General features: G+C 66.9%; 13 protein-coding genes and 2 pseudogenes. 7 read left to right on the plus strand and 8 right to left on the minus strand.

Going from position 1 to position 15,856, the window contains the following annotated elements; all coding sequences use genetic code 11:
* Positions 1-15: 15 nt before the first annotated feature.
* A complete protein-coding gene (locus tag WKC72_RS07035) occupies positions 16-711 on the plus strand; it encodes a hypothetical protein (RefSeq protein ID WP_370182146.1) in 696 nt (231 codons plus the stop codon).
* Here WKC72_RS07035 and WKC72_RS07040 read toward each other — a convergent pair.
* The 3 genes and pseudogenes from WKC72_RS07040 to WKC72_RS07050 all read right to left on the minus strand — a co-directional run bounded on the left by WKC72_RS07040 (position 656) and on the right by WKC72_RS07050 (position 2,960).
* Positions 656-1,236, minus strand: a pseudogene (locus WKC72_RS07040) (zeta toxin family protein). The gene WKC72_RS07035 and the pseudogene WKC72_RS07040 sit on opposite strands and share 56 nt — an antisense overlap.
* A pseudogene (locus WKC72_RS07045) lies at positions 1,233-1,608 on the minus strand (hypothetical protein). The pseudogenes WKC72_RS07040 and WKC72_RS07045 overlap by 4 nt, the downstream one beginning before the upstream one ends.
* Before the next feature lie 71 nt (positions 1,609-1,679).
* Positions 1,680-2,960: a glycosyltransferase 87 family protein gene (locus WKC72_RS07050; RefSeq protein WP_370182147.1), complete on the minus strand. Its 1,281-nt coding sequence runs from the start codon at positions 2,958-2,960 to the stop codon at positions 1,680-1,682.
* Between the two features lie 155 nt (positions 2,961-3,115).
* Here WKC72_RS07050 and WKC72_RS07055 point away from each other — a divergent pair, with 155 nt between their 5' ends.
* Positions 3,116-3,448, plus strand: a complete 333-nt coding sequence (locus tag WKC72_RS07055; protein WP_268789106.1) for a helix-turn-helix transcriptional regulator — start codon at positions 3,116-3,118, stop codon at positions 3,446-3,448.
* Positions 3,445-3,933 carry an SRPBCC family protein gene (locus WKC72_RS07060; protein WP_128640862.1) on the plus strand — a complete coding sequence of 163 codons (489 nt, stop codon included), beginning with the start codon at positions 3,445-3,447 and terminating at the stop codon, positions 3,931-3,933. Before WKC72_RS07055 ends, WKC72_RS07060 begins: the two co-directional genes overlap by 4 nt.
* A gap of 10 nt (positions 3,934-3,943) precedes the next feature.
* On the opposite strand, the gene WKC72_RS07065 is transcribed toward WKC72_RS07060, so the two are convergent.
* Positions 3,944-4,966 (minus strand): LacI family DNA-binding transcriptional regulator, encoded by a 1,023-nt coding sequence (locus tag WKC72_RS07065; protein WP_268789107.1) that lies wholly within the window; start codon positions 4,964-4,966, stop codon positions 3,944-3,946.
* A 181-nt stretch (positions 4,967-5,147) separates the two neighbouring features.
* On the opposite strand from WKC72_RS07065, the gene WKC72_RS07070 reads away from it, so the two are divergent.
* Positions 5,148-6,554 (plus strand): adenylosuccinate lyase family protein, encoded by a 1,407-nt coding sequence (locus WKC72_RS07070; RefSeq protein WP_255221762.1) that lies wholly within the window; start codon positions 5,148-5,150, stop codon positions 6,552-6,554.
* Positions 6,551-8,092: an SLC13 family permease gene (locus tag WKC72_RS07075; protein ID WP_370182148.1), complete on the plus strand. Its 1,542-nt coding sequence runs from the start codon at positions 6,551-6,553 to the stop codon at positions 8,090-8,092. The genes WKC72_RS07070 and WKC72_RS07075 overlap by 4 nt, the downstream gene beginning before the upstream one ends.
* A gap of 21 nt (positions 8,093-8,113) precedes the next feature.
* Here WKC72_RS07075 and WKC72_RS07080 read toward each other — a convergent pair whose 3' ends face one another.
* The 4 genes from WKC72_RS07080 to WKC72_RS07095 all read right to left on the minus strand — a co-directional run bounded on the left by WKC72_RS07080 (position 8,114) and on the right by WKC72_RS07095 (position 12,815).
* Positions 8,114-9,283, minus strand: a complete 1,170-nt coding sequence (locus WKC72_RS07080) for an NADH:flavin oxidoreductase (RefSeq protein ID WP_370182149.1) — start codon at positions 9,281-9,283, stop codon at positions 8,114-8,116.
* Positions 9,284-9,415: 132 nt separating this feature from the next.
* Complete coding sequence (locus WKC72_RS07085; RefSeq protein WP_037242552.1) at positions 9,416-10,837, minus strand: amino acid permease; 1,422 nt, start codon at positions 10,835-10,837, stop codon at positions 9,416-9,418.
* A gap of 16 nt (positions 10,838-10,853) precedes the next feature.
* Positions 10,854-12,080: a Glu/Leu/Phe/Val dehydrogenase dimerization domain-containing protein gene (locus WKC72_RS07090; RefSeq protein WP_009475816.1), complete on the minus strand. Its 1,227-nt coding sequence runs from the start codon at positions 12,078-12,080 to the stop codon at positions 10,854-10,856.
* A gap of 207 nt (positions 12,081-12,287) precedes the next feature.
* On the minus strand, positions 12,288-12,815 hold the full coding sequence (locus WKC72_RS07095; protein WP_009475814.1) for an Lrp/AsnC family transcriptional regulator: 528 nt from the start codon (positions 12,813-12,815) through the stop codon (positions 12,288-12,290).
* Positions 12,816-12,996: 181 nt separating this feature from the next.
* On the opposite strand from WKC72_RS07095, the gene hppD reads away from it, so the two are divergent.
* A complete protein-coding gene (gene hppD, locus WKC72_RS07100) occupies positions 12,997-14,202 on the plus strand; it encodes a 4-hydroxyphenylpyruvate dioxygenase (protein ID WP_370181093.1) in 1,206 nt (401 codons plus the stop codon).
* Between the two features lie 91 nt (positions 14,203-14,293).
* Entirely contained in the window at positions 14,294-15,844 is a 1,551-nt protein-coding gene (locus WKC72_RS07105; RefSeq protein ID WP_370182150.1) for an FAD-dependent oxidoreductase, read from the plus strand.
* Positions 15,845-15,856: the final 12 nt, after the last annotated feature.

Raw genomic sequence — 15,856 nt, forward strand, 5'->3', positions numbered from 1 at the left:
TTCCGGATAACCGGTGTGGGCAGTGGACACGTCAGCATCAGCAGACTGGTCGCCGAGTTACTCCTGCATAGTGGCGCGCCGGGGCGGGCGACGGTTCATCGCGATGACGGTCGTGCCGAAGCCCTACGGGAGTTGGGAGCAGAGATCGTCGCCGGCGATCTGACGTGCCCCGGCGACGTTGCTGCGGCGTTGGTGCGCGTCACGCGGATGTTCTTCAACATGACTGTCTCCACGGATTATCTGGAAGCCACCGCAGTTGCCTGCCCGAGTGCCGACGAGCGGGGCGATCCAGAGGAGTTGGTGAAGATGTCGCAGAAAACGGTGTCGCAGACGACATCGACCAGCACAGAGGAGTCCCGGCATCAACGACTGCACTGGCTCGCCGAGCGCATCCTGAACTGGTCCGGTCGGCCCGTCGTCCATGTCAGATCGACGGTCTTTCTGGATAGTTCGCTGTTCACCCTCATCGCGAGCCATTCGGTCGCCGACCGTGGCGTTCTGGCTTTGCCGTTCGGTACCGATGGGACCTCGCCCATCGTCGCTACCGACGTGGCCCGCGTCATCGCCGCCCTACTCCAGGATTTTGCAGATCGCGTCGGGCACGTCTATGAGTTGACCGGCCCCGCCGTCCTCGACATCGACCGAGACCGCACGATTACGACCGAGGAGGTCGCGTGGTCAGGTCCGCCGGAGTCCAGGCAGGCCAAGTGATTTCACCGGCCTCGTGTCCGTCGACGTACCGTGCGACGATTCGCGTGACGTCCGGAGCGGTGTTGTCGTAGACGGTCGCATGGTCGGAGCGGTCGATCGCTTCGGCCACCAGCGGCCACAGCCGCTCGAATCGTTTGCGGACTTTGTCCTCGGGGACCGAGTGCCCGCCCTCGGCCACCCGTTCGACGACACGGGCTACCGACAACTCGCCCGGAACGAGGATCACGTGGAGCACCACGACATATCCGGCACGTCGCGCCCGGTCGATCAGTTCGAGTTTCGATGGATGCGAGAAGGCTGTCTCGGCGATGAACGACTCGCCACGCTCGATCAGCATGTCGCGGATGGTTGCCGCGATCTGCGCGGCCTCGTAAGTGTGTTCTTCGGCGCTGCCCGGCCACCGGTCCTTGCGATCACGTCGGCATTGACGAACGCACTTCCGGGTAGGAGCGGTGCAAGGCGCTGTTCAGCGAAGGTCGTCTTGCCGGCGCCGTCGGGCCCGACGAGGAGATCGAGACGCCTCACAGAAGAATCTGCGCACCGTCAGGCAGGTACTTGACGACGCGGCCCTGCGCGACCGTTGACAGCCCCGACCTGCGCGTTCGGCAACGTGATTACCCGAGGCCAACGATTCTTCGAGCGCCACCGAGATCTCGGCGTTGAACACCGCGCCTTCCTCGACGGTCAGCTCGCTCAACGGTACTCGTCCGGTGAGAGCGGCCTCGACGCGGCGACGCGGCGACGTGCCACGTGACGCTGATTCGACACCTCGCGGCCCACGCGGGCCCAGTGTTCGAGCTGTTGGCGAGCGGAGCGATTCTCCCGCTCACCTTCGGTCGCCGCGGCATCGACGAGCTCCGACGAGAATCTGGTCACTTTGTCGGCGACGTTCTTCATGATTCCTCCTCGATACCGCGCAACCACCGACCACTTGTAGCAATTTGCTACAAGGTCCGGATTGGTGCTGCTCACGCAGACTCGCGGTAGCAGAGCAGAGCGGCCTCATCCGGTGCCGGCGGGTCGGTCACGACCGACCTCAGAATCGGCCGAGTCTGCGTGCGTCGGGTGACCATCCGGATCGCCGCGGCGAGGACCGGGACGTACACGAGCACGTAGATGTTCTGCAGAAGGAACGCGACCGGCCACGACGGTGGGTACAGGAACAGTCCGACGACGGCGAAGTTCGGACCCCACCAGTACGGCCACGCCGCCGTCGAGACGAATAATGCGGCGCACGCGAACCACCAGCGTCCGTTTCCCGAGACCGCGCGGTGCATTACGAAAACCATCAGCGGCACCAGCCACACCCAGTGATGGCTCCAGGAATACGGCGACACCACCGCCGCGGTGAGCCCGCCGAGCACGACCGACAGCAGTCGCTCGTCCCGGTCGTACAGGCGCACCGATACGACGAGGCCGACGACGGCGACGGCACCCGCGAGAATCAGCCACAGCCACGGCGGCGCCTGCCCGTCCGTGAGTCGGGTGAGTGTTCCCCGCAGCGATTGATTGGACGGATGCGCGTCGTCGGCGATGCGCGTCGAGTCGAAGAACGTGCTGGTCCAGTACCGGGACGAGTCGCGGGGAACGACCACCCACGCCAACGCCACCGTGCCCGCGAAGACGGATGTCGCGACCGCGGCGGCCCGCCACTGCCGCAGGGCGAGGAGCAGGATGACGAAGAAGGCGGGGGTCAGTTTGATCGCGGCGCCCAGCCCGATCCCCACCCCGCGCAGGATGCTGCGCTCCGGCCGGGAGAAGTCCCACAGCACCCACAGCATCAGCACCAGGTTGATCTGACCGTAGAACAGCGTCGTCCGCACCGGTTCGACGAACGTGCACGTCACCGTCGTCAGCGCCGTGACCAGCAACAGGTACGGCGTGATCCGGTACCCGAGGATGCGCCAGCACAGGAGGATGCACCCCGCCAGCACGCCCAGGTTGACGACCATCCACAGGTCGTCCACGAACGCGCCGGGTATCCGTTCGAGAAGCACGAATGCCAGCGCGGAGAAGGGCGTGTACGTGTAGAGCAAACCCAGTACGACGGGCCCGCCGTAGAGCGGCAGGCCATGTAGAACGCGCCAGCCGCCGTCACGGTAGACGTGCAGATCGGCGCCGCCGGCGAACAGTCCGATCTTTGGCAGCCACGGGTCGACGGTCCCGAGCACCGCCGCGACGGCCACGGTGGCGCACACCGCCAGCGCGACCGCGATCGTCGGGCTGCGAGGAAAGACGCGTGTTCCCATTCCCGCTCCCTCCGGCCGCGGAAGTGCCCCGACGGGTCCGACGCTAACGGCGCTCGCGAGACGCCCACCGCTGCGACAGGCGGTCGTCCGGATTCGTTATCGATCCGTACCGAAAACCGTTGACGGAGCACCACACGCATGCAACACTGAACTCGATGGTTCAGTATTCGGCTCTCGACGCTACGTTCGCCGCACTGGCAGACCCCACGCGACGTGGGATCCTCCGTCGGCTCGGCGAGGGCGCCTGCTCGATCAGTGACCTGGCCGAACTCTTCGAGATGACGCTCACCGGCATCAAGAAGCATGTGCGACTGCTCGAAGAGGCCGGGATGGTCGTGACCGAGAAGCGTGGCCGGGTGCGGTACTGCATGTTGGGGACCAACTCCCTCGAGCGTGAGGTGGCCTGGATCCGCGACTACCAGCTGTCGCTCGAAGGGCGCCTGGACCGTCTGGACGAATTCCTCAATCGAACGGAAGGCACGTCATGAGCACCTCGCAGACTCCCACGACCGCGACCCTCTCGACGCCGACGGAGCGGGAGATCCACGTCGAACGCATCTTCAACGCCCCCCGCGACCGCGTGTGGGCCGCATTCACTAGACCGGAACTGCTCGCCCAGTGGTGGGGCCGCGGAAACGAACTCGACCTCGAACGCTGGGAATTCGAGCGCGGCGGGCACTGGCGCTTCGTCGAACATTCGGACGGCGAAACCCACGGATTCGAGGGCAGATTCCGGGAGATCACCCCGGAAGAGCGCCTCGTGTACACGTTCGAGTGGGACGGCATGCCCGGCCACGTCATCATCGAGAACAACACCTACACCGACCTCGGGGACGGACGCACCAAGCTGTCCGTGGTCAGCCAGTTCCACACCCCCGAAGAGCGCGACGGCATGCTGCAGTCCGGCATGGAGGGCGGCATGAACGAGAGCTACGCGGCGCTGGATGCGGTTCTGGCGCAGACGAGCTGGTGATCGTCAGCCGTCAGGCGGAGGGCGGGGGGATGCTGCCACCGATCGAATGACGTTGGTGGACTTTCCCCCTCATTCTCGTCATGGTCGGCGCGCCGTCCCCGGCTTCGGACTCCATCTTGGCGAGAATCTTCACCGCCGCCTCCTGCCCCATCTCTGCCAGGGGAGGGGCGTAGGACGTGATTCCGGGTGGAAACACCTCGTACCATTCGGGATTGCCGTGTGCCGCGACGGACAGGTCGCCGGGCACCGACAGGCCGAGGTCGGAGCAGGCGTGCAGAACGCCCAGCGCAATTCGGCTACTGGCGGCGATGACGGCACCGGGTAGGTCGTCGGCGATCGCGTGCACCGCGTTCCGACCCCATTCCGAGGTGAAGTCGCCCTCGAGGATGCGGAAGCGGTGACCGGCAGTTCCGTTGGGCGCCTCCGGTATTCCCGCGCGGTCGACGGCGTTGCGGAAGCCGCGCATACGGTCGGCGGTCGTGCTGTGGTCGGCCCCGCCGATGACGAGTGTGAGATCGGTGTGGCCGGACTGGAGGGCCAGTTCGGTGATCGCTTCGATGCCGTATTCGTCGTCACTGACGACTGCGTCGGTCTGTAGCGGGACCGAGTGACGGTTGAGTTGCACGATCGGCACGCCGGTCGGCAGTGTGCGTCGAGCGTCGACGGGGACGTGGATGATTCCGTCGACGCGGTGATCGAGCAGTGAGCGCAGTCCGCGTTCCTCGGATTCGGGATCGTTGCCGCTGGCGCTGACGACGAGTTGGAATCCGGCCTCGAACAGAACCGATTGCAGCACGGCGGCGCTGTCGGTGTAGAACTCGTTCGAGATATCGGGTAGCAGCAATCCGACGACGCGCGTCTTGTTCTCCCGCAGTGCCTGGGCGACCTTGTTCGGCCGGTAGCCCAACGCATCGGCCGCCTCGAGGATTCTCTTGCGGGTGTCGGGGTCCACGTAGCCGCGCCCGCTCATCGCGCGTGAGGCGGTACCCACCCCCACCTTGGCCAGCGCGGCGACGTCCTGAAGTTTGGGCACAGACCCACCATACCCAACGTAACCGCAGGTAAAGCCGTCGAGGGCGGCGGCGGCCGGCGGGGAATCGACCTCTCTTGACAGAAACCAGTGGCTTGCGCCACAGTGTTGTGGAACCGATTCCACATGGCGTGAGTCACAGTCGCAGATGTGGGTGATCCACTACGTGAGCGAAAGGCCCTTCGTGTCCATTCAGTCAAGAAACCCGTTCTCCCTCCTCACTCACCTGGCAGGGGACGAGACTCAACTCGACGTCTTTTCCGCCGACAGCTGCATCGAGAGCTGGCTGGCCACCGAGCGGGCCCTCGCCATCGCGCAGGGTGAGCACGCGGTCATCTCGGCGGACGACGCTGCGGCGATCGCGGCAGCGGCTCGGATCGACAACATCGACCGCGATTCCCTGTGGGAGACGTCGAAGAACGTCGGCTACCCGATCCTCGGGCTGGTGCGACAGATCTCCGGGGCGCTGCCGGAGGGACCGAACGGTCGCGTGCACTACGGTGCGACCACGCAGGACATCATGGATACTGGGCTCGCCCTGCAGCTCGCTCGATCGCTGGCCGCGCTCGACCGGCAGCTCGGCGAACTCGGCGATGCGCTCGCGGTCCAGGTGGAAGCCCACGCCGGCACCGTGATGCCCGGCCGGACCCACGCCCAGCAGGCGGTGCCGACCACGTTCGGCGCCACGCTCGCGACGCTGCTGGGTCAGTTCACCCGCCACCGCGAGCGTCTCCAGCAGGCGGTGCCGCGCATCGCCGTGATCTCCCTGTTCGGGGCCGGTGGCACGTCCGCAGCGCTCGGGGCGAAGTCCGCGGACGTCCGGACCCGCGTCGCCGAGCTGCTCGGCCTGCACGACACCGACATCCCGTGGCACGTCGACCGTGACGGTATCGCCGAATACGGCTGGCTCTGCGCAACTGTCGCGGCGACGTGCGCGAAGCTCGCCCGCAACATCGTCGACCTCTCCCGCACGGAGATCGGCGAGGTCTTCGAGCCCTACAACAGCCACCGCGGTGCGTCGTCGACGATGCCGCAGAAGGTCAATCCGATCTCCTCCGAGGCGATCATCGGACTGTCCCAGACCGCCGGAGCGCTGCTGTCGTCGCTGAGCCGCATCCAGGAAGCGGGCCACGAACGCAGCGCCGGCGAGTGGCAGATCGAGTGGCAGGTGATCCCGCAGCTCGGGGTCCTCGCCGGCAGCGCACTGTCCGAAGCGCTGGTCATCGTCCGGGGCATGCGGGTCGACGCCGACAGGATGCGTGCGAACCTCGACCTGGACGGCGGATTGGTCATGGCCGAGGCGCAGATGATCCAGCTCGCCGAAGCGATGGGCCGCGAACGCGCCCACGATCTGCTCTACACGGCCGCCACCCGCGCCCGGACCACGCATCGCGTGCTCGCCGACACCCTGCGCGAGGTCGCGGCGGAGGCCGGAGTCGCCGAACTGCTGCCCGCACAACTCGTCACCGCCGACGACTACCTCGGCGAGGCGAAGGATATCGCCGCGAGCGCTGTTCGCGGATGGCACAACCGCGCCGTAGCGGATGAAGACCTGCCCTCCATTCCTCAGCTTGCAGGGACCGCGTCATGAGCACATTGACCACCGTGACGGAGCAGCCACCGAAACTCGCAGGAGAGGAACGCTTCGACTACATCCGGGGACGGTTCGGTCTGATCGCCGCGCTGCCCCTGCTCATCGGCATCCTCGTGTTGCCGATCGACATGCCGAATCCCCAGCAGGCCATGCTCGCGGTCCTCACCGTCGTGGTCCTGCTGTGGATCACGGAACCCGTCCCGATCCCGGTGACCGCGCTGATCGGCATCGCCCTACTCGTCGTCCTCGGCGTCGGTACGCCCCAGGAGGTGTACGGATCCTTCGGGTCCGCGACCGTGTTCCTGGTGATCGGTGCCTTCATTCTGGCTCGCGCAATGACGGTGCACGGACTGGACCGACGATTCGCCCTCAAGGTGCTCTCGTTCCCGGGTATCGGCAACAGCACGTACCGCACCGCGGCGGCGTTCGGTGTCGTGGCCTGCATCCTCTCGATGTTCGTGTCGTCGTCCGCCACCGCCGCGATGCTGCTTCCCATCGGTATCGGCGTGGTCAAGACGATCGGCGACCTCATTCAGGAGCAGAACCCGGGCATCAAGACCAACCGCACCAAGTTCTCCTGCCTGTTGATGCTTTCCATCGCCTACGGCGCGAGCATCGGGTCGGTCCTCACCCCGATCACCGGCATCGCCAATGTCATCGGCCGCGGCACGATCGAGCGAATGACCGGCTACAAGGTCGAACTGTTCGACTGGATCTCCATGTCGGCCCCGTACCTCCTCGTGATGGGTGCGGTCATGTGGGTGGCGCTGATCCTCGTCAACCGACCCGAGGTGAAGCACATCCGAGGTGGGCAGGACTACTTCCGCGCCCACTACGCAGATCTCGGCCCCATGAACCGCGGCGAACGCAACGTTCTGGTGATCTTCCTCGTCACGGTTGTCCTGTGGGTGTTGCCTTCTCTGGTCACCACTTTCGGTATCACCAGCCCGATCGTCACCGCCTTCACCGACCACCTCAACGAGGGATCGGTCGTGGTTCTCACAGCCGGCCTGTTGTCCTTTCTGCCCCGCGGAAACGGGAGCGGTGAATCCACCCTCACGTGGACCGAGGCCGCCAAGATCGACTGGGGCACGGTTCTCCTCGTCGGCGCGGGCCTGACCATCGGCACCATGATGAACGCGACCGGCCTGGCCGAAACCCTTGGCACGACCATCGCCCGGGCCACGGGTGTGCAGAGTTCCTGGGTGCTTGCCCTGATCGCCATCGTCATGGGGCTGGTCATCTCCGAAACCACCAGCAACACGGCCAGCGTCGGCATCGTCGTCCCGATCATCATTCCGATCGCCCTGGCCATCGGGGTCGACCCGATCATCCCGGCCATGGCCGGCGTGTTCGGCGCGAACGCCGGAGCCATGCTCCCGGTCTCGACACCACCGAACGCCATCGTCTACGGATCGGGGTACGTGCCGATGATCAAGATGATCGGCACCGGGATCTTCATCGACATCATCTGCATCCCACTGATCTTCGGCGCCGTCGTCGGCATCGGATCCCTCATCGCGCTCCACGTGTGAGCAAACCGACCATGCGGCGAATCACTCGACGAGCACGCAGCGCGCCCCGCTGAAGATGGTGGGCATGCACTTGTTGCAGTGGATGCACAACGACTGGGTGCGGGACTCGGCCCGGATGCGGTTCACGAGGTCGGGTTCGCGCAGCAGCGCCCGGGCCATGGCGACGAATTCGAAGCCCTCGGCCATGGCGGTGTCCATGCCCGCCCGGTCGGTGACCCCGCCGAGCAGGACGAGCGGCAACGTCACCGCCGCGCGGATCTGGCGTGCGTGCTCGAGCATGAACAGGTCGCGGTACGGGTAGGCGCGGATCATCGACTTCCCGGCCAATTGGACGCCGAGCCGGACCGGCTGTGGCATGGCGGCCGCGAACTCGCGCACCGGTGCGTCGCCCGTGAACAGGTACATCGGGTTGAGAAGCGAACTGCCCATGGTGAGTTCGAGGGCATCGACGCTGCCGTCGTGCTCGAGTAGCCTGGCCACCTGGATGGCCTCGTCGAGCCAGAAGCCGCCGGGTACACCGTCGTCCATGTTGAGTTTGGCGAGGATCGCGACCCGGCCGCCGACGGCGTCGCGCACGGTCCGGGCGACGTCCCGCACCACCCGGGCCCGGTTCTCCAGTGATCCGCCGTAGGAATCGGTGCGGCGGTTCAGCTTCGGGCTGAGAAACGCACTGGCGAAGTAGTTGTGGCCGAAATGGATCTCGACGGCGTCGAAGCCGGAATCGACCGCGAGCCGTGCCGCGGTGCCGTGGGCGGCGGTGATCCTGGCGATGTCGGCGGTGGTGGCGCTGCGGATCATCCGCATGCTGAGCGGGTTGAACGACCGCGACGGTGCGAGCGCCGGCAGTCCGGTGGACTTCTCGTTTGCGACGGGTCCGGCGTGCCCGAGCTGGGCGCTCGCGGCCGCACCCTCGGCGTGGATGGCGTCGGTGAGTCTGCGCAGTCCGGGCACGGCGTCCGGGCGCATCCACAACTGCCCGCGTTCGGTGCGACCCTCCGGCGCCACGGCGCAGTAGGCCACCGTCGACATCCCGACCCCACCCGCCGCGGGCCGGCGGTGGAACTCGATCAGTTCGTCGGTTACCAGCGCGTCGGGGGTGCGGCCCTCGAACGTGGCCGACTTGACGATCCGATTGCGTAACGTGACGGGGCCCAGCGTGGCCGGAGCGAAAACGTCTGGATGTGTGGTCATTCCCGGCCCTTCGTTCTGTGCGGTCGACGGTAGGCCGCGGGAACGTTCGGCGAGCGGAATGTGTCCGCTGAGCGGGAGACTGTCGCGGCCTCACGGATGACCCCTCGACATCCGTGAGACCGCGGTGTCGTCTCAGCCGACGGTCTCGGGCGTCTTCTCCGGTGCGGTGTCGGCGGCCGCACCGCGTTGCCGGCGTCCGAGCACCCAGCAGGCCAGTGTGATCGCACACGTGAACGTGAGCGTCGCGAACAGCTGGTTGCGCGCCGCGTCGTCGAACAACGCCAGCACCGCGACCGCGGCCAGCAGCGCGAGAGCGACATACGACAGATACGGGAAGCCCCACATCTTCAGCGGCAGATCCGTGCGACCCGCCTTCTCGGCGCGCCGCCGCAACACGATCTGCGAGACGGTGACGAACGTCCACAGCACCAGGATCGTCGAGCCGACCGCGTTGAGCAGCAGCGGGAGAACACGATCCGGGGCCAGATAGTTGAGGACGACGGTGACGAACCCGAACGTTACCGACGCCAGCACCGCCACGCGGGGAACGCCGTTGCCCGACACCCGGCCGAACACCTTCGCCGCCGCCCCACGCTCGGACAGCGAGTAGATCATCCGGGAACCACTGAACAGCATGGCGTTCAGCGACGACAGCAATGCGATGACCACGACGACGGTCATCACGGCACCGGCGCCGGGAACGTGCGCGGCGTTCAGGACCGCGACGAACGGTCCCGTCGCGAGTTCGTCGGCGGCCCACGGCAGCACCGTCACCATGATCAGGACGGAACCGACGTAGAACACCAGGATCCGCCACACGATGGACCGCACCGCCCGGCTCACGTTGCGCCGCGGGTCCGACGTCTCGGCGGCGGCGATGGCCATCACCTCGGTGCCGCCGAACGCGAAGACCACGATCAGCAGGCCGGCCGCGATGCCGGTGACACCGTTGGGGGCGAACCCGCCGTGGCCGGTGAGGTTCGACAGGCCCGGCGCGTCGAAGGTGGGAATCCAGCCGAGGATCATCGCGGAACCGACCGCCAGGAACGCGACGATCGCCACGATCTTCAGTGCGGCGAACCAGAATTCGAACTCACCGAAACGGGAGACACCCGCCAGGTTCACGGCGGTCAGCACGCTCATGTACGCCAGGGCCGCCACCCATTGCGGCACTGCGGGTATGGAGGCGGCGGTGATCGCCGCCGCCGCGGTCGCTTCCGCGGCCACCACGATGACGACCTGCACCCAGTACAGCCAGCCGATCGTCCGGCCGGCGACCGGGCCCATCGCGTTCTCGGCGTGGACGGAGAACGCGCCGCTGTCCGGGTCGGCCGCCACCATCTCGCCCATCATCCGCATCACGAGGACGACGAGGAATCCGGCGATGAGGAAGGACACGAGCACGGCGGGCCCGGCGACGGCGATGCCCGCACCGGAGCCGACGAACAGTCCGGCGCCGATCGCGCCGCCCAGGCTCATCATCACCAGCTGCCGCGGTTTCATCGCCTGCTGAAGGCCCTTGGTGGGTGCCGGTGGGTCGTGAACTGTGTTCATGGAGTCTCCCGTGCCGTCAGACGAGCTGATCGAGTGCGATCTCGAACGCGGTACCGGCGATTCCGGTCGGCTGCGACGAACGCGCGAAGCAACGCTCGAGGGCAGTCGCGACGGTAGCGGACACGTCACCGAAGATCGCCTCGTCCGACACCTCGATGTCGCCTTCCATCAGCAGCGCGAACGCCCGGGCCATACCGCAGTTGGCGATGAAGTCGGGGACGACGGCGACGCTCTTGTCGGCGTACTCGTAAGTGGGGCCGTAGAAGATCTCGTCGTCCGCGAACGGCACGTTGGCGCCGCTCGCCACCACCTCGAGGCCGCCCGCGATCAGCCGGTCCACCTGGTCGCGTGTCACGAGACGTGATGCGGCGCAGGGGAGGAAGATCTCGGCGCCGGAACTCCAGATCGTCTCGTTGATCTCCTCGAACGGCACCATGCCCGCTGCGCGCAGTTCGTTGCCTTCCTTGGCCAGGAACAGTGCGCGGATCTGCTCGAAGTCGTAGCCGTCGGTGTTCGTCAGCCCACCGTTGCGGTCGAGGATTCCGACGATCCGGGCACCCGACTGCGCCAGGTAGTACGCGGCGGCGGCGCCGACGTTGCCCCAGCCCTGCATGATCACCCGCTTGCCGGCCAGTTCGCCGCCGTAGACCCGGTAGTAGTGCCGCACCGATTCGGCGACACCCCAGCCGGTGATCAGATCCGACACCGTGTACTTCGCCTGCGGATCGGGAGTGAACCGCGCATCCTCGACGACCTTCGCGACACCCAGACGCAGCTGTCCCACCCGCTGCACCCGCTCACGGTCGCTGGCCGCGAAGTGTCCGTTGACGACGCCCTCCTGCGGGTGCCACAGGCCGTAGCTCTCGGTGATCGGCACGACCTCGGCCATCTCGTCGACGTTCAGGTCGCCGCCGGTGCCGTAGTACGCCTTGAGGAGCGGGGTCACGGCCTTGAACCAGCGCCGCAGCACCTCGTCCTTGCGCGGGTCGGTCGGATCGAAATCGATGCCCGACTTAGCGCCGCCGATGGCCGGACCGGAGACGGTGAACTTGACCTCCATGGTCTTCGCGAGCGATTCCACCTCGCGCCGATCGAGACCGCGACGCATCCGGGTTCCGCCGCCGGCAGCGCCGCCACGCAGCGAGTTGATCACCGTCCATCCGCGTGCGGAGGTCTCCGTGTCGTGCCACTCGAAGACGATCTCGGGGGCCTTCTCTTCGAATCGGGTGAGCAGATTCTTCATGGCTTCTCTCGGTTTCTCGACTGCCGGGGCTCGGGGCGACCCGGCCGTGTTCCCGGCCGGTGCCCGCGCTGTTACGGCGATCACTGTGTCGGCCGCCACTCGTGCGCCGCAACCGGCCGGGCAGCACATAGCCACGATGAACATCACCGAGAAAGAAGTTCCAGGATTTTCTATTCAGTTTGTGCATCAGAACAGATGATCGCGTTGCTAATCCGGTTCCGTGGGGGCTGTGCGATAGGCCGGGGCCTTCGCCGAGCGCGGCCGGTCGAGGGTCCGCAGGAGCGGCATCGACCGGTACGGGACGATCACCGACAGCACCATCACGCTGGTGGACCGGGCGACGACACTCGACTTGTTCAGATCGATCAGCGTCTGCTGCAGCCCCAGGTGGGAGCCGGCCGCGATGCGGCACAGGATGTCGCCGGAACCGGTGGTCGCGAAGGCCTCGAGCACGCCGGGAATCGACTCCAGCTCCGACGTCACGGAGTCGAGTGCGCCCTGCGCCGTCTCCAGCGTGACGAATGCCTGCACGTCGAACCCCGCGGCCGCGATGTCGAGTCGCGGCTCGTACCCGGCGATCACGCCCGACTCCTCGAGTTTGCGCACCCGCGCCTGGACGGTGGCCCGCGCGACCTTGATCCGGCGCGACAGCTCCAGCACGCCGGCCTTCGGGTCGTCGTGCATGGCGTCGAGAAGGGCGAAGTCGAGCTCGTCCAACTGCACTGCGTCCTTCATGGCCAGACCTTTCCGAACGGATTCAACTAGTCCGACTGTATAAGAAAACTGGTACCGGAGCCGCCGAAGGTGGCACTTCGGCTAGCTTCTGCTGGCTCGGTTGCCTATGTGGACGGTGTGGGTTTTCGTAGTGACCCAGGCAACAGGCCACGCCCCCGTCCCTCGAACCAGGAAGACAGCGATGACGATCGAGCAGACTCTCACCGACAAGGAACGCCTGGCAGGTCTCGACCTCGGCCAGCTCGAGCAGCTGGTCGGGCTGGTCGAATACGACGGCACCCGCGACCCGTTCCCGGTCAGCGGCTGGGACGCCGTCGTCTGGGTGGTCGGCAACGCCACCCAGACCGCCCACTACTTCCAGTCCGCGTTCGGGATGACCCTCGTCGCCTACTCCGGACCCACCACCGGCAACCGCGACCACCACAGTTTCGTCCTCGAATCCGGGGCCGTCCGCTTCGTCATCCAGGGTGCCGTCGACCCGGCCAGCCCGCTGATCGAGCACCACCGCACCCACGGCGACGGCGTCGTCGACATCGCCCTCGCCGTCCCCGACGTCGACAAGTGCATCGCCCACGCCCGCGCCCAGGGCGCCACCGTCCTCGACGAACCGCACGAGGTGACCGACGAGCACGGCACCGTCCGCCTCGCCGCGATCGCCACCTACGGCGACACCCGCCACACCCTCGTCGACCGCACCAACTACACCGGCCCCTACCTGCCCGGCTACACCGCCCGCACCTCCGGCCACACCAAACGCGACGGGGCCCCCAAGCGCCTGTTCCAGGCCCTCGACCACGTCGTCGGCAACGTCGAACTCGGCAAGATGGACCACTGGGTCGACTTCTACAACCGGGTCATGGGCTTTACGAACATGGCCGAGTTCGTCGGCGAGGACATCGCCACCGACTACTCCGCGCTGATGAGCAAGGTCGTCTCCAACGGCAACCACCGGGTCAAGTTCCCCCTCAACGAACCCGCCATCGCGAAGAAGCGGTCGCAGATCGACGAATACCTCGACTTCTACCAGGGCCCCGGCGCCCAGCACCTGGCCCTGGCCACCAACGACATCCTCACCGCCGTCGACCAGCTCACCGCCGAGGGCGTCGAATTCCTGGCCACCCCCGACTCCTACTACGAGGACCCCGAACTGCGGGCCCGGATCGGCAACGTCCGCGCCCCGATCGCCGAACTGCAGAAACGCGGCATCCTCGTCGACCGCGACGAGGACGGCTACCTGCTGCAGATCTTCACCAAACCCCTCGTCGACCGCCCCACCGTGTTCTTCGAACTCATCGAACGCCACGGCTCCCTCGGCTTCGGCATCGGCAACTTCAAAGCCCTCTTCGAAGCCATCGAACGCGAACAGGCCGCCCGCGGAAACTTCTGAGCGAGAGGATTACTGCGCGCGGGGGTCCTTCGTCGACGATTGTGCAGCGACTTTCCCGCCGGATCGGTGCCGTCGCGAATACGATGACGCCATGAGCCCTACCGAGGCAGTGGTGGCCGGTGCCGGTCCGACCGGGCTCACGCTCGCGCTGGAACTCGCGCGACGTGGCGTCGAGGTGCGGATCCTCGACAGGTCGCCCGAGCCGTTCGCGGGTTCGCGGGGAAAAGGATTGACCGCGCGCAGCCAGGAGGTGATGGACGATCTCGGCATCGTCGACGAAATCGTCGAAGCCGGGTTCCGGCATCTGCCCAGCCGGGTCGCGGTGCGCGGCCAGGTGGTGCGCGACAGCGACCCGCACGCGGACCTGAGTCCCACCCCCGATCGGCCCTACGACGGCGGGCTGATGATCCCGCAGTGGCGGACCGAGCAGATCCTGCGAGAAAGGCTGTCGGAGTTCGGGATCGACGTGGAGCGCGGTGTCGAGGTGGTGGGGTTCGAGCAGACCACCGACAAGGTGACCGTACGACTCGCCGGTGGCGGGACAGTCATGGCGCGCTACCTCGTCGGCTGCGACGGCGGGCGCAGCACGGTGCGCAAGGCGCTCGGGGTGTCGTTCGAGGGAACGGGCGGCATCGAGGGCATGCTCCTCGGCGACGTGTCCGTCGAAGGCCTGGTCCCCGATCACTGGTACCAGTGGACGCACCCCGAGCAGGGGTTCGTCGCACTGTGCCCGTTCCGCGGAATCAACTCCTGGCAGTTCCAGGGAGTGCCGTTCGCGGACTTCGACGAGGAGGGCAACCTGCCCGAACCGTCGCTCGAGTACTTCCAGCGCGTTCTCGACGACATCGCCTGCGGCCCGGGCGTGCGATTGTCCGACCCGACGTGGCTGTCCACCTGGCATGTGAACGTGCGGATGGTGGACCGCTTCCGCGACGGTCGGGTGTTCCTGGCCGGGGACGCGGCCCACGTTCATCCGCCTGCCGGTGGGCTCGGGATGAACACGGGAATCCAGGACGCCTACAACCTGGGGTGGAAACTCGCTCTCGTCCTGGCCGGCTCCGCGGACCCGTCGCTCCTCGACACGTACGAGGAGGAACGGTTGCCGCTCGCGCGCTGGACGCTCGGGGTGAGCAGTGCGGGGCTGCAGAAGGTGGCCGCGAACCTCGGACGCGAGGACTCCGAGGGGTTTGCGGGCGCGGTGACCGAAGACGGTCAGCAACTCGGTCTGGGCTACCCGTGGAGTTCACTGTCTCGGGACGGGGACGTGACGACAGGTGTGCGCGCGGGAGACCGGGCACCCGACGCGCCGTGCCTGAGCCCGGACGGCACGCCGCTGCGACTGTTCGACGTCTTCCGGGGCACACACTTCACGATTCTCGGGTTCGGTGGCGGATCCCGGCACACCATGCAGACCCTGGCCGAAGACGCGCCCGACGACGTGAAGTACGTGGTAGTGGGCGATTCCCGCGGTCCCGGCGTGGACGTGGTCGACGACCGCGGTTTGGCACGCAGCGCATACGGGGCACACGGTGGCACGCTGGTGGTGGTGCGCCCCGACGGTTACGTCGCGCTCACCGCCGCGGCCACCGCGACCGACGACGTCATCGACTATCTCGGTCGGCTGGTGGGGAGGTCGTCCTGACGAAAGGCTGAA

Origin of the sequence: Rhodococcus wratislaviensis, assembly GCF_041228765.1 — a bacterium.
GTDB lineage: Bacteria > Actinomycetota > Actinomycetes > Mycobacteriales > Mycobacteriaceae > Rhodococcus_F > Rhodococcus_F wratislaviensis.

Coding starts and splice junctions, on each gene's coding strand:
- WKC72_RS07085 (WP_037242552.1), bottom strand. CDS start 10,837: ATGAACACAGTTCACGACCCACCGGCACCCACCAAGGGCCTTCAGCAG.
- WKC72_RS07055 (WP_268789106.1), top strand. CDS start 3,116: ATGGTTCAGTATTCGGCTCTCGACGCTACGTTCGCCGCACTGGCAGAC.
- WKC72_RS07105 (WP_370182150.1), top strand. CDS start 14,294: ATGAGCCCTACCGAGGCAGTGGTGGCCGGTGCCGGTCCGACCGGGCTC.
- WKC72_RS07090 (WP_009475816.1), bottom strand. CDS start 12,080: ATGAAGAATCTGCTCACCCGATTCGAAGAGAAGGCCCCCGAGATCGTC.
- WKC72_RS07095 (WP_009475814.1), bottom strand. CDS start 12,815: ATGAAGGACGCAGTGCAGTTGGACGAGCTCGACTTCGCCCTTCTCGAC.
- WKC72_RS07050 (WP_370182147.1), bottom strand. CDS start 2,960: ATGGGAACACGCGTCTTTCCTCGCAGCCCGACGATCGCGGTCGCGCTG.
- WKC72_RS07080 (WP_370182149.1), bottom strand. CDS start 9,283: ATGACCACACATCCAGACGTTTTCGCTCCGGCCACGCTGGGCCCCGTC.
- WKC72_RS07060 (WP_128640862.1), top strand. CDS start 3,445: ATGAGCACCTCGCAGACTCCCACGACCGCGACCCTCTCGACGCCGACG.
- WKC72_RS07075 (WP_370182148.1), top strand. CDS start 6,551: ATGAGCACATTGACCACCGTGACGGAGCAGCCACCGAAACTCGCAGGA.
- hppD (WP_370181093.1), top strand. CDS start 12,997: ATGACGATCGAGCAGACTCTCACCGACAAGGAACGCCTGGCAGGTCTC.